The 19,775-nt window shown below is 74.0% G+C and carries 16 protein-coding genes; 10 read left to right on the top strand and 6 right to left on the bottom strand.

The window, feature by feature from the left end:
* Positions 1-1,815 (bottom strand): SulP family inorganic anion transporter (locus tag ABTZ54_RS29280; RefSeq protein WP_351668815.1); only part of this gene is annotated, 1,815 nt, incomplete at its 3' end.
* A 269-nt stretch (positions 1,816-2,084) separates the two neighbouring features.
* On the opposite strand from ABTZ54_RS29280, the gene ABTZ54_RS29275 reads away from it, so the two are divergent.
* From ABTZ54_RS29275 to ABTZ54_RS29260, 4 genes are all read left to right on the top strand, one after another.
* Positions 2,085-4,154 carry a SpoIIE family protein phosphatase gene (locus tag ABTZ54_RS29275; protein WP_351668813.1) on the top strand — a complete coding sequence of 690 codons (2,070 nt, stop codon included), beginning with the start codon at positions 2,085-2,087 and terminating at the stop codon, positions 4,152-4,154.
* 88 nt (positions 4,155-4,242) lie between these two features.
* Complete coding sequence (locus ABTZ54_RS29270; RefSeq protein WP_351668811.1) at positions 4,243-5,304, top strand: PucR family transcriptional regulator; 1,062 nt, start codon at positions 4,243-4,245, stop codon at positions 5,302-5,304.
* A gap of 155 nt (positions 5,305-5,459) precedes the next feature.
* Positions 5,460-5,966, top strand: coding sequence for an NfeD C-terminal domain-containing protein (locus tag ABTZ54_RS29265; RefSeq protein ID WP_351668809.1), 507 nt, complete (start codon positions 5,460-5,462; stop codon positions 5,964-5,966).
* A 102-nt stretch (positions 5,967-6,068) separates the two neighbouring features.
* The gene (locus ABTZ54_RS29260) at positions 6,069-7,607 is read left to right on the top strand and encodes a flotillin family protein (RefSeq protein ID WP_351668807.1); all 1,539 of its coding nucleotides are present in this window, start codon (positions 6,069-6,071) and stop codon (positions 7,605-7,607) included.
* Here the strand turns inward: ABTZ54_RS29260 and ABTZ54_RS29255 are convergent.
* Both ABTZ54_RS29255 and ABTZ54_RS29250 read right to left on the bottom strand, forming a co-directional pair.
* The gene (locus ABTZ54_RS29255) at positions 7,597-8,880 is read right to left on the bottom strand and encodes an NAD(P)/FAD-dependent oxidoreductase (protein ID WP_351668805.1); all 1,284 of its coding nucleotides are present in this window, start codon (positions 8,878-8,880) and stop codon (positions 7,597-7,599) included. The genes ABTZ54_RS29260 and ABTZ54_RS29255 overlap by 11 nt on opposite strands.
* Before the next feature lie 179 nt (positions 8,881-9,059).
* Positions 9,060-11,339 carry an RICIN domain-containing protein gene (locus tag ABTZ54_RS29250; protein WP_351668803.1) on the bottom strand — a complete coding sequence of 760 codons (2,280 nt, stop codon included), beginning with the start codon at positions 11,337-11,339 and terminating at the stop codon, positions 9,060-9,062.
* A gap of 285 nt (positions 11,340-11,624) precedes the next feature.
* Between ABTZ54_RS29250 and ABTZ54_RS29245 the strand changes: the two genes are divergently transcribed.
* Together ABTZ54_RS29245 and ABTZ54_RS29240 are read left to right on the top strand one after the other, a co-directional pair.
* Entirely contained in the window at positions 11,625-12,635 is a 1,011-nt protein-coding gene (locus tag ABTZ54_RS29245) for a LacI family DNA-binding transcriptional regulator (RefSeq protein WP_351668801.1), read from the top strand.
* The gene (locus ABTZ54_RS29240; protein ID WP_351668799.1) at positions 12,632-13,315 is read left to right on the top strand and encodes a TetR/AcrR family transcriptional regulator; all 684 of its coding nucleotides are present in this window, start codon (positions 12,632-12,634) and stop codon (positions 13,313-13,315) included. The genes ABTZ54_RS29245 and ABTZ54_RS29240 overlap by 4 nt, the downstream gene beginning before the upstream one ends.
* 44 nt (positions 13,316-13,359) lie before the next feature.
* Here the strand turns inward: ABTZ54_RS29240 and ABTZ54_RS29235 are convergent, their stop codons facing one another.
* Together ABTZ54_RS29235 and ABTZ54_RS29230 are read right to left on the bottom strand one after the other, a co-directional pair.
* Positions 13,360-13,836: a hypothetical protein gene (locus tag ABTZ54_RS29235; protein ID WP_351668797.1), complete on the bottom strand. Its 477-nt coding sequence runs from the start codon at positions 13,834-13,836 to the stop codon at positions 13,360-13,362.
* A 253-nt stretch (positions 13,837-14,089) separates the two neighbouring features.
* Positions 14,090-14,965 carry an alpha/beta hydrolase gene (locus ABTZ54_RS29230; RefSeq protein WP_351668795.1) on the bottom strand — a complete coding sequence of 292 codons (876 nt, stop codon included), beginning with the start codon at positions 14,963-14,965 and terminating at the stop codon, positions 14,090-14,092.
* 300 nt (positions 14,966-15,265) lie between these two features.
* On the opposite strand from ABTZ54_RS29230, the gene ABTZ54_RS29225 reads away from it, so the two are divergent.
* The 3 genes from ABTZ54_RS29225 (at position 15,266) to ABTZ54_RS29215 (ending at position 18,478) form a co-directional block, all read left to right on the top strand.
* Positions 15,266-16,639 (top strand): GH1 family beta-glucosidase, encoded by a 1,374-nt coding sequence (locus ABTZ54_RS29225; RefSeq protein ID WP_351668793.1) that lies wholly within the window; start codon positions 15,266-15,268, stop codon positions 16,637-16,639.
* Entirely contained in the window at positions 16,636-17,895 is a 1,260-nt protein-coding gene (locus ABTZ54_RS29220; protein ID WP_351668791.1) for an MFS transporter, read from the top strand. Before ABTZ54_RS29225 ends, ABTZ54_RS29220 begins: the two co-directional genes overlap by 4 nt.
* Positions 17,896-18,028: 133 nt before the next feature.
* Complete coding sequence (locus tag ABTZ54_RS29215; protein WP_351668789.1) at positions 18,029-18,478, top strand: DUF4304 domain-containing protein; 450 nt, start codon at positions 18,029-18,031, stop codon at positions 18,476-18,478.
* Between the two features lie 13 nt (positions 18,479-18,491).
* On the opposite strand, the gene ABTZ54_RS29210 is transcribed toward ABTZ54_RS29215, so the two are convergent.
* Positions 18,492-19,283, bottom strand: a complete 792-nt coding sequence (locus ABTZ54_RS29210) for a bestrophin-like domain (RefSeq protein WP_351668787.1) — start codon at positions 19,281-19,283, stop codon at positions 18,492-18,494.
* 92 nt (positions 19,284-19,375) lie between these two features.
* Between ABTZ54_RS29210 and ABTZ54_RS29205 the strand changes: the two genes are divergently transcribed.
* On the top strand, positions 19,376-19,774 hold the full coding sequence (locus tag ABTZ54_RS29205; RefSeq protein ID WP_351668785.1) for a TOBE domain-containing protein: 399 nt from the start codon (positions 19,376-19,378) through the stop codon (positions 19,772-19,774).
* The last annotated feature ends 1 nt before the right edge of the window (position 19,775 follow it).

Raw genomic sequence — 19,775 nt, 5'->3', positions numbered from 1 at the left:
GATGGAGAGAAGGGCCGAGATCTCCGCGACCGACTTGATCTCGAAGCACAGCCGGCAGATCCGCTGGTGCTCGGGCAACTGCCCCTGCAGCCTGGCTTCCAGTGGGGCGAGGAGGGGGCCGTCGGCGGCGGGGACGACGGTGATGTGCTCGGCGAGTCCGGTGCGGGCGAGGACGTCGACGGTGGCGGGCTGCACCCCGGCGAGGATCAGCCGGCCTCCCTGGGCGCCGAGGGTGCCTGCGTACCGGCGCAGGGCCTTGAGGATGGCGGACGAGGGGATGTCGGGAGCGGTACGGACGACCAGGACGAGGACGGCGTTCCGCGCGCCGGACGGGTCGGGCAGGGTCGTGCGGAGGGTGGGGAGCTCGGCGAAGAGACTCGTCCCCTCGTAGTCGAGGACCGTGACCTCGCCCGACGGCAGCCGCTCCGGTACGGGTCCGGTGGACCAGCGCCCGTCCGCGTCGCGGGTCAGGGCCACGAAGCGGGCCCGGCGGGCGGCCTGGACGCAGTACAGGAGGAGCGAGAGGACGGCTCCGACGACGATCGCGCGCTGGAGCGGGAGCTGGGTGGTGGCCAGGAAGGTCACCACCATGGCGGCGGCGGAGAGCCGGGAGGTGCGCAGCACCAGGACGATGTCCTGCCGCTTGCCCCAGATCAGTTCGCCGCCGACGACCAGGATCAGACCGCCGATGACGGGCATCGGGATGTGCTCGGCGAGCGAGCCCGCCACCAGGACGACGACGGCGAGGAAGACGCCCGAGACGACACCGGCCCAGCGGGTACGGGCGCCCGCGGAGACGGCGACGCCCGTACGGGAGAGGGAGCCGCCGGACGGGAGGGCCTGGAACAGGCCGCCGCCCACGTTCGCGAGGCCCTGGGAGACGAAGTCCCCGTTCACGCTCGACCGGCTGCCGTCCGGGTTCGGCAGGGACGGGGCGATGCCGGCCGCCTGGGCGAGCGCGACGAACGCCACGGACACGGCGCCGGCGGCGAGGCCGGGCAGCGCGCCCCAGTCGGGCGGGGTGAAGGACGGCAGGGCGGCGGGGATGCGCGCGATGTCCCGGACCAGCTCGACATGGGTGCCCAGCGCGGCGACGGCGACGCTGACCACGCCCATGGCGACGAGCAGGGCGACGGGTTCGAGGCGCTTCACGGCCCGGGCCAGGGCCCAGACGGCGACGGTCGTGGCGGCGACCAGGGTCGCGCCGAGCTGCCACTGGCCGGGATGGAGGAGCCAGTCGGCGAGCTGGGCCAGCTTGTTGTGACCGTGCGGCTGGTAGCCGGTGGCGTCCTTCAGGACGCCGGTGACGATCTGGAGCGCGATGCCGGTGGAGAAGCCGACCATCACGGCGTTGGAGACGAAGGAGAGCACGACGCCGAGCCGCAGCAGCCCCAGCAGGAGCATGACGACGCCGACCAGGACCGTCAGCGCGGCCACGTTCCCGGCGTCGTGCGGGTCGAGCCCGGCGTCCGCGAGGACGCTCTGCCCGGTCAGCGCGATGGCGCTGGTGAGGGTGGTGATCATGAGGACGGTGGGGGCGGTGAGCGCGCCGAGGATCGGCGGCACGACGCCCGCGTACAGGCCCGCGACGGGGTTGAAGCCGGCGATCGACGCGTACGCCATGCCCTCGGGGATCGAGAAGAGCCCGGTCACCATGCCGGAGGTCACGTCGGAACCACGGGGCCGGCCCCACTTGGCCCGCAGCTTCCGCAGTCCGGGCAACCTACCGGGCAGCCGACCGGCCTTGCGGTCGCCGTCCCCGTCCTCGCCCCGCCGCTCCTCGTCCCGCCCGTTCTCCCCCTCCGCCACCGTCATCCCCTGTTCCTCCCTCTCCCGTACGGCCTGACCACAGCCTCACGAGTCCGGCGGCGCCCGGCGAGCGCGGTCCGCCGAACGGGTGAGTCGGTGGGGGGGCGCCGCCGGTCAGGGGCCGTCGGCGTCCCCGCTCGCCGCGCCGATCCGTCGCCCCCGACGCAGGATGGTCGGGTGAGCCGATGGGTCAGGGGCGAGGAGCGGCGGGGATGGCGCGGGTGGGCGGGAGCGTGTGGGGGACGGGCCGGGGCGAGGGGGCGGGAGGCCCTGTGGTGACCGCGGGCGAGTGGGGCGAGGCCGTCCTGGACGCCGTGTTCACGCAGTCGGCCATCGGTCTGCACGTCCTCGACACGGATCTGCGGGTGGTACGGGTCAACCCGGTGGCCCTGGGCATGCGCGGCGTCCCCGAGGAGAGCGTCGTCGGGCGCACCGCCGCCGAGGCGTACGCGCCGCTGGGCGTGACCTTCGACGACGGCGTGCTGCTCGACGTCCTGGCGACGGGGACGCCCGTGCGGGACGCCCTGGTGCGCAGCCGTCCGCCCGGTGACCCCGGCCGCGAGCACGTCCTGTCGGTGTCGGTCCACCGGCTCCGCGACGAGACGGGGCGGGTCGTGGGTCTGGTCGCCACGACGGTGGACGTGACCGAGCGGGAGGCGGCCAACGCCCGGCTGCGGCTGCTGCACGAGGCGCGCGAGCGGATCGGGCGCACGCTGGACGTCGAGGTCACCGCCCGCGAGCTGGTCGACGTCGCGCTCGACGGCGGCTTCGCGGACGTGGTCGTGGTCGCCCTGACCGACGCGGTCCTCCAGGGCCGCGCGCCGGAACTCGCCGGTGCGGACGGGATGCTGATGCGGTGTGCCGCCGTGGGGGCCAGGGACGCGGGCCGGCCGGTGCCGGCGGCGGGGTGCGTGCTGCTGCCCGGTCTGTTCGGGTCCCCGTTCCCGGTCGCCCCGGCCCTGGTGCCCGCCGGGGACACCGGGGACGCCGGGAGCACCGGGAACGCCCGAAACACCGGGGACACCGGGGACACCGGGGACACCGGGGACACCGGGAACACCGGGAACACCGGGAACACCGGGAACGCCGTCCGGCTCGTGGCGCCGCTAACCGTACGGGGGCAGGTCTTCGGGGCGGTGTCGTTCGAGCGGCTGCCGGGCAGCGAGCCGTACACGCCGGCCGATCTCGACCTCGCGCACGGCATCATGACGCGGGCCGCGACGGCGCTGGAGAACGCGCTGCGCTTCACCCGCGAGCACATCGTCATGACGGCCCTCCAGGGCTGGCCGCTGCATCAGGAGCGGGAGACCCAGCGGGCCGCCGACATCGCGCAGCGCCGCCGGGCCGGTGGCAGCGGCGCGGGTTCCTGGTTCGACGCGCTGCCGCTGCCCGGCGCCCGGGTCGCCCTGGTGGTGGGGCAGGTGCAGCACCCGGGGCTGAGCGCGGTGGCGACCATGAGCCGGCTGCGGACCGCCGTCCACAGCCTCAGCACGCTCGACCTGGACCCGCACGAGCTGCTCGCGCGCCTGCACGCGACGGTCCTGCGGCTGGCCCGCGAGCAGGGCGGGCCGACGGGCGTGGACGAGCCCACCGCGCACTGCACCTTCGCCGTGCACGATCCCGTCCACGGGCGGCTCGACATCGCGCGGGCGGGCGCCTCGCTCCTCGCGATCGTCCGCCCGGACGGCTCGGTCGACCCGGCCCCGCTCCCCGAGGGTCCGCTGCTGGGCGAGGAGGGGCCGCCGTTCGCCAGCGTCGGTCTCGTCCTGCCGGAGGGCAGCACGATCTGTCTCGCCTCGCCGGCCACCTCGCGGGACGAGGGCCCGACGACGGCCGAGGTCGTCGCCGCGCTCGCCGAGCCGCACCGCGACCCGGAGGCGATGGCCAACGACCTGGCACCGCTGCTCTCCGCGGACCGCGTGCTGCTCGTCGCGCGCACCCGGCGGCTGCCGTCGCGGGACCTCGCGGACTGGCGGGTGCCGGCCGAGCTCCGGGCCGTCGGTCCGGCGCGCCGGAGTGCGGAGGGCCGCGTACGGGCGTGGTGGCCGGAGGCCGACACGTTCCCCATCGAGGTCGTCATCAGCGAACTCGTCACCAACGCCGTCCGCTACGGCACCGCGCCGATCACGCTGCGGCTGATCCGGGGCGAGACGACGCTGGTGTGCGAGGTCGACGACGGCGCCCTCACCGCTCCCCACCTGCGCCACGCCAAGGCCGTGGACGAGGGCGGCCGCGGCCTCCACATCGCCGCGGCCCTCGCCGTCGACTGGGGCGTGCGCTACCGGGAGGACGGCAAGACGGTGTGGGCCGAGCTGGACCTCCGGCCGCCGAAGGACGGGCCCTAGCCGGTGGGTGGGGACCCCGCTCGTGCCACCCTTGGTCACCGCGCGTCAGAAACTCGTCAAGGGCGCGGACGGGGTCACGGGAGAGGTCATGTCGGAAACGGTGCCGGTGGAGGCGTATCTGGAGGGGTACGCCGAGGTGCTGGCCGGGGTCTGCGCCACGGGGCGGCGGCTGACCCGCGAGGAGCTGGAGGCGCTGCGGGCGCGCGGCGAGCGGGCCGCGGAGGCCGGGTTCGGGCTGCGGCTGCTCGTACGGGCCCATCTCGCCGCCGCGCGGCAGGCGCTGCCGGGCGGGGCGCGGGGGGACGACGGCCGGCTGCTCGCCGCCGTCGAGCAGGCGGTCGACGCGTTCGCGGAGGGCCATGAGCGGGCGCAGACCCTGGCGGTACGGCAGGAGGAGGCGGCGCGCCGGGAGTTCATCGACGACCTGCTGTACGGGCGCAGCGACCTGGGCCGTCTCGCGGAGCGGGCCGAGCGGTTCGGGCTGCTGCTGTCGCACGCGCACGCGGTGGCCGTGGCCCAGGGCCCGGAGCCGTACGGCGACGGCTTCCCGGTCTCCCGCGCCGTCGAGGCCTCCCTGCTCGCCCGGTTCGGGGAGCGCCGGATCCTGCTGACGACCAAGGACGGCCGGCTGATCTGTGTCGCGCCCGCCGACGAGCCCGAGGTGCTGAGCCACTTCGCCAAGCAGGCGTACGCGGCGACCGACGGCGGCCGGGTCGCCGTCGGGCGGGCGCATCCCGGCGCGGGCGGTGTCGTCCACTCGTACGAGGAGGCGCTCAACGCCCTGGACCTGGCGGACCGCATGGGCCTGGAGGGACCCGTGCTCCACGCCGCCGACCTGCTGGTCTACCCGGTCCTCACGCGGGACCGGCAGGCGATGGAGGACCTGGTGCGCACGGTGCTGGGCCCGGTCCGCCAGGCGCGGGGCGGGGCCCGGCCGCTCCTGGACACGCTGACCGCCTACTTCGACAGCGGCTGCGTCACCACGGAGGCGGCCCGCCGTCTGTCGCTGAGCGTGCGCGCCGTCACGTACCGGCTGGACCGCATCCAGCGCCTGACCGGGGCCGACCCGGCCGACCCCACGCAGCGCTACACGCTCCAGACCGCCGTCATCGGCGCCCGTCTGCTGGGCTGGCCGGAGCGGGAGCTGTGAGCGCGGCGGCGGGCCGGCGCCACGGGCGGCGGCCTCATCAGGGCGGCATCAAGAGCGCGTAAAGATTGCCGGAGTCCGGCAGTGAACCGTACCCCTGTCCGATGGAACGATTCACCCAACGGCAGGCAGCGCGCCGCGACCGAAGGGACAGGGGCATGACGTGGTTTCTGGGTCTCGGCATCGCAGGTCTCGTGCTGCTCGTCCTGAGCCTGGTCCTCGACGGAGTGCTGGAGGGGGTCCTCGACGGACTGGGCGGAGGGCTGGACGGGGTCCTGTCGTTGCCGGTGGTGGCCGGTTTCGTGTCGGCGCTCGGGTTCACGGGGGCGATCGTGCTCGGGACCACCGGCGTGGGGGTGGGGGGCGCCTCGGGTGCGGGCGCGGTCGCGGGGCTCGTCGTGGCCTGGCTGACGGGCCGGTTCGTCCGGGCCCTGATGCGCGACGGCGCCGCGCCCGCTCCGAGGGGCGAGGACCTCACCGGGAGTTCCGGGTCCGTCGTCACGGCCATTCCGGCCGGCGGCTACGGCGAGGTGCTGCTCCGGCTCGCCGGACAGCCGGTCAAGTACGCCGCGAAGTCCGACGCGCCCGTCGCGCGCGGCACCGAGGTCTGGGTCGAGGGCGTGCTCTCGACGACCTCCGTCAGCGTGCGGCCGGTCGAACGCTGACGCCTCCGTGCGCCCGGTGACCGGGCGCGCCCTTCCCGGCACCCCTCCCCCCTCCCCCACCTCCGCACGTCCTGATCCGTTCCGCTCGAAGGGGGTCTCCTCATGAGCCCTGTCCTCTTGGCCGTCGTGGGCATCGTCGTCCTGCTCGTCCTGCTCGGTCTCGTCGTCGTCACCCGGTACAAGGTCGCCGGTCCCAGCGAGGCGTTCATCGTCACGGGCCGGCGTGGCAAGAAGTCCACCGACCCGGACACCGGGCAGGTGTTCACCGACAACAGCGGCCAGAAGGTCGTGGTCGGCGGCGGGGTCTTCGTCATCCCGTTCGTGCAGCAGAAGTTCAGCCTCGACCTGTCCAGCCGGCACATCCCGGTCGCCGTGCGCGGCGCCGTCACCCTGCGCGGGGTCAAGGCCAACCTGGACGGGGTCGCCATCGTCAAGGTCGGCGGCACCGAGGACTCCATCCGCGCCGCCGCCCAACGTTTCCTGATGCAGCAGGACGGCATCGTCGGCTTCACCCAGGAGGTGCTGTCCGGCGCGCTGCGCTCGATCGTCGGCCGCATGTCGGTCGAGGACATCATCCGCGACCGGGCCGCGTTCGCCGGGCAGGTCGCGGAGGAGGCCGAGGCCAGCCTGTCCGGGCAGGGCCTGGTGCTCGACGCCTTCCAGATCCAGGACATCACGACCGAGGGCTCCTACCTGGAGGACCTCGGCAGGCCGGAGGCCGCCCGCGCCAAGCAGGAGGCCGACATCGCCGAGGCGAGCGCCCGCCGGGCGGCCGAACAGGCCCGGCTGAAGGCCGAGGAGGAGATCGCGGTCGCGCAGCGCACGCTGTATCTGCGCCAGGCCGAGATCAAGGCCGAGACCGACGCGGCCGCCGCCCAGGCCAACGCCGCGGGCCCGCTGGCCGAGGCGGACCGGCAGCAGCAGATCCTGACCGAGCAGGAGAAGGTCGCCGAGCGGCAGGCCGCCCTGACGGACCGGCAGCTCGACACCCAGGTCCGCAAGCCGGCCGACGCCAAGCGGTACGAGGCGGAGCAGCAGGCCGAGGCGCAGCGGGTGGCCCGGGTCAAGCAGGCCGAGGCCGAGCGGCTGGCCGCCATCGCGGCCGCCGAGGCGGAGGCCGAGCGGTCCCGGCTGACCGGTCAGGGCGAGAAGCAGCGCCGCCAGGCCCTGGCCGAGGCCGAGGCCATCGAGGGCGCCAAGCGCGGTGACGCCGAGCGCGCCCGGCGTGCCGCCATCGCCGACGCCGTCCGCCTGGAGGGCGACGCGGAGGCCGCCGCCATCGCGGCGAAGGGTGCCGCGCAGGCCGAGGCCATGCGGAAGCAGGCGGAGGCGTTCGAACAGTACGGGGACGCGGCCATGCTCCAGATGCTGGTCGACGCGCTGCCGCAGATCGTCGCCAAGGCCGCCGAGCCGCTGGCCGCCGTGGACAAGATGACCGTCATCTCCACCGACGGCGCGAGCCGCCTGACCCGTACCGTCACGGACAACGTCGCCCAGGGCATGGAACTGCTCACCTCGGCCACCGGCGTCGACCTCGGCTCGCTCCTCCAGGGCTTCGCGCAGAAGAAGCCGGAGCCGGGCCGGGCGGCGGTGCCGACCCCGGCGCCGGCGGGCGACGGGGTCATCGAGATCACCGAGTAGGCCCCGCGGCCTCCCTCCGGTGCCGCCGGTGCCGGAGGTTGATGGCCACCGCCTTCGCCACGACCGAGGGGCTGAGGAAGCGGAGCGGGCCGATCAGGCGGGAGGCGAACAGGTACATGTGCCGGGCCATCGCCTCGTCGCGGGCCGCCGCCGAGAAGACCAGGCTCTCCATCGGGTTGAACGGCCGGGACCTGGCGAAGTCGGCGGCCAGTTGCTGGTGGCCGCGCAGTCGGCGCTGGTGTCCTCGGGCGTAGGCGGCGAGGGACTTGTCGAGCGCGGCGGGGCCGCCCCGGCCGGTCGCGGCGGGGGCGACGGCGTCCGCGAGCCAGCGCGCGGACTGGAGGGCCCAGCCGCAGCCCACGCCCCACAGGGGGTCGCCGGTCAGGGCGGCGTCGCCGACGAGCGCGACGCCCGGTGCGGCCGGCTTGCGGCTGTGCAGGGGGTAGTCGACGGTGCCGATGATCTTCGAGACGCGCTCGGCGGAGTCGACGGGCGGCGCGTCGGGAAGGGCGCGGACGAAGGAGAGGAAGCTGCCCTCCAGGTCCTGCCGGAAGGCGGGCAGCTTCTTCTTGTCCGGGAGGACGGCGAGCACGGTCACGCCGTCGTCGTTGGGGAAGGCGTACGCCATGTCGGGTTCGAGGAACCAGGTCTGGCCGATGCCTCCGGCCAGCGGCAGGTCGCGGAAGTGCGCGAGGTAGCCGAAGCGCGCGTTCTCGTGCTTCCGGGCGGGTATCCCGGCGAACTTGGCGACGGCCGAGTCCTTGCCGTCCGCGCCGATCACCAGCCGGGCCCCGATCTCGCGCTCGCCGTCGGGGGTCGACGCCCGCACCCCCGCGATGCGCCCGCCGTCCCTGAGGAGACCGGTCACCTGGTGCCCGAGGAGCAGGTCGACGCCGGGCGTCTCGGCCGCGCGGGCCCTGATCATCGGGTCCAGGACGCTGCGCCGGACGTTGTACGCGTGGGGCAGCTCGGGCCCGCCGGGCGCGGCCCTCGGCTCGATCCAGCCCCAACGGGTGTACCAGCGCGCCTCGTTGCGGACGGCACCGGCCTTCTCCAGGGCGGGGACGAGTCCGAGTTCGTCGAGCACCGGGTAGGCGTTGGCGGTGATGGAATGGGTGCAGAGCACCTTGTACGCGGCGGGGTCCGAGCGGCGTTCCAGCAGGGCGACGCGGACACCGCGACGGGCGAGCAGGATCGCGGCGGCGCTGCCGGCGAGGCTGGCGCCGCTGATGACGACGTCGTAGGCGTGTCCCGCGCTCTCGGGGCTGGTCATGCGCTGATCGCTCCCTTCGGGGTGTGGTGCCGTCCAGGGGTGGCACGACGCCACGACTGTCAGGCACATGCCCAACTATAGGGAGACCGGGCGGAATGGCTACTGATCAGTAGACCTGGCCCGGCAGGGCCGACGGGCCGCCGGGCCAGGCGACCCGGTGACCCGGCGGCCCTTCGGCCTCAGCCGATCGCCCACTGCTGCCGCGAACTCCCCGTGTCCGCCTGCTGCGTGACCAGGGAGCCGTCGGCCGTCGTCGCCGTCGTCAGGAGCAGGCCGCTGCCGGCCGAGGCGACCGTGTACGTGCCGTTCGCCAGGCGGGTGACGGTCCAGCGCTGATTGGCGCCGCCGTGGCAGGTCCACTGGATGACCTTGGCGCCCGCGCCCGCCGCCCCGTTCTCGACGTCGGCGCACTTGCCGGAGTAGCCGTTCCTCAGCTCGTAACTCCCGTCGGTCTGGCGGGTGAAGGTCCACTTCTGGTTGGCGCCGCCGTTCGCGGTCCAGGTGATGAGCTGGGTGCCGTTCGCGGTGCTGCTGTCCGGGTCGTCGAGGGCCTTGCCGCCGGTGGTGAGGGTGTGGACGCCGTCGAGGGAGCCGCCGCCCGGGACGTCGCCGGTCGCGGTGAGCGTCAGGGTCTGCTCGCCCGCCGCGCGGCCGCCGCCGACCGGGCTGCCGGTGGTGTCGGTCCAGGCGCGGACGGGCGTGGTCTCGGCGGTCCGCGCGGTGTCGGCCGACAGGCCGACGACGAGGCCGCTGTAGCGGTTGACCAGCTTGTACGTGCCGGTGGGCGCGTTGTCGGCGGCAGCCGTGCCACGGCTGACGAACCACTCCTGGCCGACGGTGGAGCCGCCGGGTCCGGCCGGGGTGACGGTGGGCTTCGTGCCCCACGCGCGGCTCGTCGGGTCGGTGGCGGCGACGCCGAGCAACTGGCCGGTGGCGGCGTTGGCGATCCGGTAGGAGCCGTCGCCCTTGGCGGTGAAGATCCACGATTCGAGCGCGGAGCCCGTGGCGGCGGCCGTGGAGGTGGTGGCGGAGCCGCCCTGGACCTGGGCCAGGACCCGGCCGGCGGCGCTGCCGATCCGGTAGGTCTTCGTGGTGTCGACGGGGGCGGCGGGGGCGCTCGTACCGATGCTCAGGTTGACGTACTCGCTGCTGGAGCCGCCCGAGCAGCCGAAGGAGCAGTAGGCGCGGAAGTCCTTGCCGACGGTCCCGGAGCCGGTCTTGCTGCCGCTGTCGAGGAACCAGCGGTACCAGGAGGCGGTCTTGTACGTCCCGGTGTCGCCGAGCCGGAACCACTTCTGGGTGGTCAGGTCGTCGGTGGCGTACAGCTCCTGCGGGGCGTTGCCGCTCTGGTCGACGGCCTGCGGCTCGCCGACGTAGAGCCCGAGGTACGCGTTGTACGTGATGTCCATGACGAACAGCGGGGAGGTGGCCGGGGTCAGTCCGGCGGCGACCTGCTGGCTCACCGTGCCGCTGCTGCCCGGGGCGTACTCCTTGTCCGTCGGCACGTATCCGGTGGTGCTGCTCGCGCCGACCGGGACCATGGTGCTCTCGCGGCCGCCGACACCGGCCTCGGTCCAGGCGCCGCCGTACCACTTCTTCCAGGAGTCGGGGGCCATCTTCCCGGAGATGGGGGCGCGGGCGACATGCCCGTAGAAGGCGCGCCAGCTGCCGCCCTTGTCGACGATCCGCGAGCCGTAGAAGACGTAGAAGTAGCCGGAGGCGGTGTCGACGAAGAGCCTCGGGTCACCGGTGCCGTAGTGGTAGGTCTGCTGCGGGAAGGCCGCGGTGTCGCCCCGCTTGGTGCTGTACGGCGAGGTGATGACGTGGTCCTTGATGGTCCAGGTCTTCCCCTGGTCCTTGGAGACGGCGTAGTCGATGCCGTCGTAGTGGATGCCGTCGCCGAAGGGCTGCGGGGTGAACTCGTTGTGCACGAGCCCGTACCAGTCGCCGGTGTCGGGGTCGACCCACAGGCCGGTCAGGTCGCAGTAGTTGCGGTGGGCGTAGCCGCTGCCGGCGGGGGCCTGGGTGGACTGGACGCCGGTGGGGCTGTTGTTGCAGCGCCAGGTGGTGTCGTTGTTGCGGTCGTTGGAGTTGGCGGGGTTGACCGCGTCGCTGAGGGTGCCGGAGCGGTTGGCGGTGTCGAAGTTCGTGCCGGTGTAGAAGGTCCAGCTGCGGCCCTCGTTGGCGCCGTAGAGCGCGTGCGCCTGCTGGTAGTAGAAGGTGCCGTCCTTGTCGAGGTACGGGCTCGCCGGGGTGTCGTCCGGGCGGGTCCACGAGCCCTTCGCGCCGACGGTGACGGTGTACGTGGCCGCCGCCGGGGCGGCCGGGGCGGCGGCCGGGACCGGGGCCGGGGCCGGGGGTGCCGCCGAGGCGGCGGGCGCCGCGAGCGAGGCGCCCGCGGCGACGGCCAGGGCCGCCGCGGCGAGCACGCCGAGCAGTCTGCTGCGGGGAGCTTTCACGAGTACTCCTCGGGTGAGGGGTGGGGGTCAGGTGGTGACGCGACTCGCGGTGCTGAGGCAGGAATGTTAGCGATGCCAAACACGCTCAACTTCCCTTCCCTCAAGGGAACATGAGTAGCTGGCGGCGGAATCACTCCGGCGACGGCCGAAACTATGGCAGAGACTGTTATCGCTGCCAACCGTTCCGCCGGAAGAGGGCGCTACCATCGGCGGCGAACGGCGGGAGGGACGGGAGGGGGAACGATGGGCAGACGCGGCACGGTGGAAGGCGCGCGCCAACCGGGGATGGCGGACGTCGCCCGGGTCGCGGGGGTCTCGGCACAGACGGTCTCGCGCGCGCTCGCCGGCCACCCCCATGTGCAGGAGCGGACCCGCGCGAAGGTCCTGGCCGCGGTCGAGCAGCTCGGCTACCGGCGCAACAGCGCCGCCCGCGCGCTGTCCTCGGGACGCAGCCGCACCCTCGGCGTGGTGACCCTCCAGACCAACTTCTACTCCCGGGCCGCCGTCACGACCGGCATCGAGAACGCCGCGCACGCGGCCGGTTACGCCGTCTCCACCGCGACCACGACCTCGCTCGACACCTTCGCCATCGAGCACGCGCTGTCCCGGCTGGCCGAGCAGGGCGTCGACGGGATCATCCTCTCGGTGCCGCTGATCCACAGCAGCCCGAGGATCGAGCAGCTCACCCGGGGCACCCCGACCCTCACCACCGACGGTTCGCGCACCGACGCCACCGCGGTCGTCGCCCTCGACCAGGCCGAGGCCGCCCGCATGGCCACCCGGCACCTGCTCGACCTCGGGCACGAGACGGTCTGGCACATCGCGGGGCCGGACGAGTGGCTGGAGGCGGGCCTGCGCCGGGACGGCTGGCGCTCCGCCCTGGAGGCCGCCGGGCGCTCCGTACCGCCGCCGCTCGAAGGCGACTGGACGCCCGCCTCGGGCTATCGCAACGGGCTCGTGCTCGCCCGGATCCCGGATGTCACGGCCGTCTTCGTGGCCAGTGACGAGATGGCCTTCGGCGTGGTCAGGGCCCTGCACGAGGCCGGCCGGCGGGTGCCCGAGGACGTCTCCGTGATCGGCTTCGACGACATCGAGCTCGCCGAGTACTGCTCGCCGTCCCTGACCACCGTCGCCCAGCCCTTCGGGGAGATCGGCGCCCAGGCCGTCACCCATCTCCTGCGCCGCATCGCCGCCCCCGGCTCCCTCCCCGAGCCGCGCTCCGTCGAGCCCCGGCTCGTCGTGCGCGCGAGCACGGCCCCGCCGCCGCCCCGCCGGGCGACCGGAGGCACGTCATGACGGAGACACCGAAGACGACGGAGACGACGGAGGCGCCGGAGACGACGGAGGCACCGGAGCCGCGCCTGCGCAGGCAGCCGCGGCAGGCCCGCAGCCGGGCCCGGGTCGAGGCCATCCTCGAAGCGGCCGACCGGATCCTCTCCCAGGAGGGGTACGAGGCCCTCACCATGCGCCGGATCGCCGAGGAGTCGGGCGCGCCGGTCGGCAGCATCTACCAGTTCTACGCCGACAAGGGCGCCGTCGTGGACGCGCTCGGGCGGCGGTATCTGGAGGGCTTCGCGCGCGCCATCGACGGCCTCGTGGAGCGGGCCCTCGCGGGCGAACTGACCGACCTGGTGGGCACGATGGTCGACGTCTACGCCGGGCTCTTCCGGTCCCAGCCGGGCGGCATGGCGCTCTGGGCCGGCCGGCATCTCAGCCCCGAGCTCGCGCGGGCCGACGAGGCGAGCAACGCGCTGGTCGCCGCGGGGCTCCAGCGCATCGTGGAGCATCTGACCGGAGCGCCCGGCGGCGAGCGGGCACGGCGCGCGACCCGCATGGTGGTGTGGGCCGCGAACGCCGTGCTGCACGAGGTGTTCAAGGGCGGGGGCGAGCCGGATCGCGGGACCGTGGACGAACTGAAGCGGATGCTCGACGTCTACTGGGAGGACCTGAGCGAACGGCTGACGGACCCGGCCTAGGGACTCGGGGGTTCGGGGCTCCGGGTCCGGCTCCGGGTCCGGGGTCAGCAGACGATGACCAGGCCGGTCAGGGCCGTGCAGGTGACCGTGGCGATGTTGTTGGCGGGGTCGGGGTCGGGGTCGGTACCGGTGATGGTGGCGGTCGCGGTGAGCGGGCCCAGGGCCAGGGCGCCGATCTGGGCGGTGACGGTGGGGCGGATGCCCTGGCCGACCGGGATGCCGGTGAGGTCGCAGGTGAGGACCTTGGTGGCGTTGTCGTAGTCGCAGTAGCCGAAGTCGACCGTGGCACTGATGGTCTGCGGGGGCAGGGCGAGGGTGGCGGTGACGGTGCCGGTGGCCCGGTTGGGGCCCGCGTTGTCGAAGAGCACCGGGTAGCTGATGGTCCTCGGCCCGGATGTGGCGCTGAGGGTGGTGTACAGGTCGGCGGGGCCCGCGGCGTGGGCGGGCTGGGCGAGGCCGAGCAGCCCGGCGGTGAGCAGGGAGGTGATCGCGGCGGTGACGGTGCGGCGCCGGGGGCTCATGGGCGTTCCTTCGTTCGGTGGGTGGACGGCCGCCTCCCGTTGGGGTGCGGGAGGCGGCCGGGTGGGGTCGGGAGCAGTTGATGACGAGGGGGGGTGAGGGCGGTGCGGGTGCGGGTCGTCGGCGATGCCGACCACCACTCACGAAAGATCGTGGATCAGAGCGGTGCGCGCGTCCCGGCGACAGAGCTGAATGGCCTGAAATCACCAGCGGACGCCGAAGCGGCGGTGCACGTCCCGCCCTTCGTCGTCCTCGTCACACCAGCCCCGCGAGGAGCTCCGCGAAGAGCTCCGGGCGGCTCACGTATCCGACGTGCGAGGTGGGCAGGGTGCGCACCTCGAACGGGGCGTCCGGGGTGAGGGCGTCCGCCGCGCGGATCATGTAGTCCTGGACGGCCGGGGTGAGGCTGTGGTCGGCGGAGAGACGCACGTACGTGTGCGGTACGCGGCGCCACGCCTCGGGGCGGATCAGCGCGCCCGGTTCCATGACGCCGTGGTTCTCGTCCGCGTCGAGCCCGTCGAGGAAGTGCCGGAAGAGGTGGTCGGGGGCGTCGGCCATGATGGCGGCCTTCAGCGCGGCGAAGATCTCGGGATCGGTGTGCGCGCGGCGCCAGTCGAGGCGGACGACGCCGGGGTCCCCGCCGGGCACCTCGTAGGGGACGGCGATGGGGGCCACCGCCGCGTCGAGCAGGTTCTCGTCGACGACGTCCCACGCCTCGGTGAGCTGGGCGGGGTCGGCGAGGCAGAGCGCCGACAGGTAGACGACGCGGTGGACGAGGTCCGGGGCGGCGTTGACGACGGCGGTGAGGGTGACGCCGCCGAGGCTGTTGCCGACGAGGACGACCGGGCCGTGGCCGGCGAGCCGGCGCAGCACGCCGACGACGTGCCGGACGTTGTCGGCGAGGGTGACGCCGTCCATCGGGGAGGTCTCGCCCGCCAGGGCCGTACGGTCCTGGGTCTGGCGGTGGTACGTGGCGGGGCCCGCGGCCGGGTCGCCGTGACCGGGCAGGTCGACGGCGTACGAGCGGTGGCCGCGCAGGGCCAGCTCGTTGCGGAGCGGGGTCCAGGCCCGGGCGTTGCTGGAACCGCCGTGGACGAACATGAAGGTGGGGCGCGCGGTCGATGAGCGCATGGTGGTGGATCCTCGTCATCCTGAGGTGAACGGTCGTGGACACGTGGGACCTCGGGACCGGCGGCACGCTGGACGCGGGCGCGTCAGGGGCCGGAGCCGCGGTCAGCGCGCGGAACGGAGCCTGTTCGCCTGGAAGTTCTGGATGACGGAGCACATGCGACCGACCTTAACGGCCGCCCCTGATCCCTCGCACGCGAATATTCCTCCGCTCCCCGTCCGGAGTCACGCGCGACCCATAGAACATGAACAAGGGTTCATGTTATGTTGCGGCCCGCCGTGGACGAGCCGCGATCGAGGCAGGTGCCTGTGACTTCCAGCTCCACCGATCCCACCCGACTGCCGGAATTCCCGGGCGACTTCGTCTGGGGGGCGTCGACCGCCGCGTACCAGATCGAGGGCGCCGCCGACGAGGACGGCAAGGGCCCCTCGGTCTGGGACACCTTCGTCGGCCGCCCCGGCGCCGTCCGCGACGGGCACACCGGCGCGGTGGCCTGCGACCACTACCACCGGTTCGAGGAGGACGTCGCGCTGATGCGGCGGCTCGGCCTCGACGCGTACCGCTTCTCGCTCTCCTGGCCGCGGATCCTGCCGACCGGCGCGGGCAAGGTCGAGCCGCGCGGGCTCGACTTCTACGACCGGCTGGTCGACGCCCTGCTCGGCGCGGGGATCGAGCCCACCCCGACCCTGTTCCACTGGGACCTGCCGCAGGCCCTGGAGGACGAGGGCGGCTGGCTGAACCGCGACACCGCCCACCACTTCGGCGCGTACGCGGAGGTGGTCGCGGAGCGGCTCGGCGACCGGGTCAAGCGGTGGATCACCCTCAACGAGCCCTTCGTGCACATGTCGTTCGGCTACGGCTTCGGCGTCCACGCCCCCGGCCGGGCCCTCCTGCTCGACGCCCTGCCCGTCGCCCACCACCAGCTCCTCGGCCACGGACTCGCGGCCGCCGCGCTGCGGGCCGCCGTGCCGGACGCGCAGGTGCTGGTCGCGAACAACTGCACTCCGGTCCGGCTGCGTTCCGACGCCCGGTCGGCCGAGGACGCGGCGGCCGCCGAGGCCTACGGCATCCTGCACAACCGCCTCTTCAACGACCCGCTCCTGCAAGGCCGTTACCCCGACCTCTCGGCGTACGGCATGCCCGACCCGGCCTGGGGCGGCCTGGTGCGCGACGGCGACCTCGCCACGATCGGCGCCCCGCTGGACGGCCTCGGCGTCAACTACTACAACCCGACCTGGGTCACCGCCCCCGCGGACCCGGCGGCCGGGCTGCCCTTCGACCTGGCCGAGCCCGAAGAGGCGTACGAGCGGACCTCGTTCGGCTGGCCGGTCGTCCCCGACGGGCTGACCGAACTGCTCACCGGCCTCAAGGACCGCTACGGCGACGCCCTGCCCCCGGTGTGGATCACCGAGAACGGCTGCTCGCAGCCCGCCGGGCCGGACGACCGGGCCCGCGTCGACTATCTCGCGGGCCACCTCCGGGCCATCGCCCGCGCCATGGACCAAGGGGTCGACATACGCGGCTACTTCACCTGGTCCCTGCTGGACAACTTCGAGTGGGCCGAGGGCTACCACCAGCGTTTCGGCCTGATCGAGGTCGACTTCGCCACCCAACTCCGCACGCCCCGCGCGAGTTTCGAGTGGTACCGCGCGCTGATCGCCGCCCAGCGGGCATGAGCGCACCCGCCGGGGGTCCCGCCGACTCCAGCCTCCTCGACGAGCCCACCGCCCCCGTGGGCGCCGGGTGGACGGCGGGTCTCTCGCTGGCCACCCTCGCCGTCTTCATGGCCTTCATGCCCCCGATCCAGATCCTGCTGCCGCTCCAGCTGGAGCGGATCGCCCCGCAGGACAAGAACGCCGCGCTCTCGCTGGTCACCGGCCTCGGCGCGCTCGTCGCGGTCCTCGCCAATCCGATCGCCGGGGCCTGGTCGGACCGCACCACGAGCCGGTTCGGGCGGCGCCGCCCGTGGACCCTCGGCGGCGCCCTCGCGGGGGCGGCGGGGCTGGTGTTCACGGCGGGCCAGCACACGGTCGCCGGGGTCGCCGTCGGCTGGTGCCTGGCGCAGGCGGGCCTGAACGCGATGCTGGCCGGGGTCACCACCCCGGTCGCCGACCGCGTGCCGCTCGCCCAGCGCGCGCAGGTCTCCGGCTGGACCGGCCTCACGCAGTCCATCGGCCTGGTCCTCGGCGCGCTGATCACCACGCTGCTCGTCACCGGCGTCCGCTCCGGCTACGTCACCCTCGCCGTGCTCACGGTCGCCCTCGCCCTCCCCTTCGTGCTGCGCCACGGCGAACCGGCCCTGCCCCGGGCCCTGCGTCCCGCCTTCGACGCCCGCGCCTTCGCGCGGTCGTTCTGGGTCAGCCCCCGGCTCCACCCGGACTTCGGCTGGGCCTGGCTCACCCGCTTCCTGATCAACCTAGGCAACGCCCTCGGCACCCTCTACCTCTTCTACTTCCTCGCCGACGCCGTCCACTACGCCGACCCCGGCACCGGCGTGCTGATCCTCACCGGCGTCTACACGCTCAGCGCCGCCGCCACCGCCATCCCGGTCGGGGTGCTCTCCGACCGGGTGGGCCGCCGCAGGACGTTCGTGGTGGTCTGCTCGGTCGTCATGGCCGCCGCCGCGCTGCTGCTCGCCCTGCTCCACACCTGGCCGTCCGCCCTCGTCGCGGCGGCGGTCCTCGGCGCCGGGTACGGGATCTACCTCGCCGTCGACCAGGCCCTGGTCACCCAGGTGCTGCCGCGGGCCGCCGATCGCGCCAAGGACCTCGGTGTCATCAACATCGCCAACTCCGGCCCCCAGGTCCTCGCCCCCGCCCTCGCCGCACCGGTCATCGCCCACCTCGGCGGCTACACCGGCCTGTACGCCGCCGCGGCCCTGGTGATCCTCGCCGGCGGCCTCCTCGTCACCCGCATCCGCGGCGTGGCCTGACCTGCCCGCCGCCCGCCACCGGGCCCCGCCACCCGCCCGCCGGACATCTGGTGCCCGGCGGGCGGGCCCGTGCGAGGGTGAGGGGACGGCCGGGGCGGGTGTGCCGCCGACGGTGAGGAGAGGGACGGTGCCCATGGCTTTCGACACGCTGCTGCGTGAGCGCATCGGCCCCCGGCTGCGCGAGCTGGGCCTCGCCGGATCGGGCCCGACGTGGCTGCTGCCGGACGAGACGCGCTGGGTACAGCTCGGCTTCCAGAAGAGCCGGGGCAACACCGCCGACCGGCAGCGGGTCACGGTCAACCTGTCGGTCATCGGCAAGGACGCCTGGGAGCGGGCCCGGGCCGAGGTCCCCCGCTGGCCGGCCCGCCCCAAGCCCAACGCCACCTACGCCCTTCCCGGCCTGCCGCCGGCCGTGCGGATCGCGGAGCTGATGCCGGGGCCCGAGGGCGACCTCTGGTGGGAGTTCCCGGGCGACGGGGACGGGGACGGGGAGGCGACGGCCGACGCGCTCTGCGCGGCCATCGCCGACTACGCCCTGCCCTGGCTGCGGGCCCGGGCCGCCGAGCCGCCGCCCGGCGGGTGACGCGGGCCGGGTTTCACCCGCCCCAGTACTGGGCGAGCGCCCCCTCCTTGTACGGTGCCGGGCTCACGCTGAGGTCGCCGGCGAAGGGGCGGTCGAGGACGAAGACGAGGAGCAGGCTGAAGCCGACGAGACCGGCCACCGCCGAGACGAAGAGCAGCTGGATGCGCAGCCGCCGCATGCCGTACAGGAAGGTGAGGGGGATGAGGACGATCGCGCCGCCGAAGGCCAGGGCCTGGAGCAGCGGCGGGAGTTCCTGCTCCGCCATGTCCAGGCGCGCGCGGCGCTGGCCCGCGACGTCGTTGAGGCGGGCGACGGCCTGCTCGTAGAAGACCTTCTCACTGGCGGTCCTCGGCTCGTACGCCTGGAGCGCGTCGAAGACCTTCTGCAGCTTCTCGGCCGTGGCGCCGTAGCTGGGCTGCCCGGCGCGCATCCGGGGCCACTGGTCCTCGACGACCCCGTGGACGTAGCCGCTGAGCGCGGCGTCGACGTCGGCGCGGACCGGGGCGGGGAAGGCGGCGGCGTCCCGGGAGATGAGGGCGATGTCGGTCGCCTCGGTCGCGACGATGGTCTGCGTGGTGTCCAGCTGCGTCCAGAGCGTGACGATGACGAAGGCGAGGATGATCCCGTAGATCGCCCCGAACATCCCGAGGGTCACCCCCACCATGTCGTTGTGCTCGCCCTGGGCCAGCGACGGGTATCTGCGGCGGGCCAGGACGCTGCCGGCGACGGCCAGCAGAATGGTTCCGCCGACGGTGACGACGGTGAGCGTGAAGGTGCTGGAATGATTGAGCAGCCAGAGCGACATGTGCGGGAAGTCTAGGCTTCGAAGATCACCCGGAGACGCCCGAGAGGGGCCCCGGGGCCGCTTTCCACACCATCGAGTGAGAGGGTGCCGCAGTGCCTTCGTACAGCATGGGGCAGGCCGCGAAGCTGCTCGGAGTGAGCGCGGAGACCGTGCGCCGGTGGGCCGACGGCGGGCGGCTCCGGGTGGCCAGGGACGGCACGGGAGCCCGGGTCGTCGAGGGCGCCGATCTGGCCCGCTTCGCCGTGGAGCGGGGCGCCGGGCCGCACGCCGTGCCGGAGGACGACGTGCCGACGTCGGTGCGGAACTCGTTCGTGGGGATCGTGACGGCGGTACGGCTGGACGACGTGGCCGCGCAGGTCGAGATCCAGTCCGGTCCGCACCGGCTGGTGTCCCTTGTGACGCGCGAGGCGGTCGAGGAGCTGGGGCTCGCCGTCGGGGTCACCGTCACCGCGCGGGTGAAGTCGACCGGTGTGCACGTCGACCTGGCCTGAC

Origin of the sequence: Streptomyces sp. NPDC094032 (genome assembly GCF_040303965.1) — a bacterium.
GTDB lineage: Bacteria > Actinomycetota > Actinomycetes > Streptomycetales > Streptomycetaceae > Streptomyces.
Note: the sequence above shows the minus strand (reverse complement) of the source record. Positions and strands in the feature narration are given on the sequence as shown.

Excerpts from the sequence above, each read along its gene's own strand:
- ABTZ54_RS29230 (WP_351668795.1), bottom strand. The coding sequence starts at position 14,965 with ATGCGCTCATCGACCGCGCGCCCCACCTTCATGTTCGTCCACGGCGGT.
- ABTZ54_RS29265 (WP_351668809.1), top strand. The coding sequence starts at position 5,460 with ATGACGTGGTTTCTGGGTCTCGGCATCGCAGGTCTCGTGCTGCTCGTC.
- ABTZ54_RS29255 (WP_351668805.1), bottom strand. The coding sequence starts at position 8,880 with ATGACCAGCCCCGAGAGCGCGGGACACGCCTACGACGTCGTCATCAGC.
- ABTZ54_RS29245 (WP_351668801.1), top strand. The coding sequence starts at position 11,625 with ATGGCGGACGTCGCCCGGGTCGCGGGGGTCTCGGCACAGACGGTCTCG.
- ABTZ54_RS29210 (WP_351668787.1), bottom strand. The coding sequence starts at position 19,283 with ATGTCGCTCTGGCTGCTCAATCATTCCAGCACCTTCACGCTCACCGTC.
- ABTZ54_RS29260 (WP_351668807.1), top strand. The coding sequence starts at position 6,069 with ATGAGCCCTGTCCTCTTGGCCGTCGTGGGCATCGTCGTCCTGCTCGTC.
- ABTZ54_RS29215 (WP_351668789.1), top strand. The coding sequence starts at position 18,029 with ATGGCTTTCGACACGCTGCTGCGTGAGCGCATCGGCCCCCGGCTGCGC.
- ABTZ54_RS29240 (WP_351668799.1), top strand. The coding sequence starts at position 12,632 with ATGACGGAGACACCGAAGACGACGGAGACGACGGAGGCGCCGGAGACG.
- ABTZ54_RS29270 (WP_351668811.1), top strand. The coding sequence starts at position 4,243 with ATGTCGGAAACGGTGCCGGTGGAGGCGTATCTGGAGGGGTACGCCGAG.
- ABTZ54_RS29235 (WP_351668797.1), bottom strand. The coding sequence starts at position 13,836 with ATGAGCCCCCGGCGCCGCACCGTCACCGCCGCGATCACCTCCCTGCTC.
- ABTZ54_RS29220 (WP_351668791.1), top strand. The coding sequence starts at position 16,636 with ATGAGCGCACCCGCCGGGGGTCCCGCCGACTCCAGCCTCCTCGACGAG.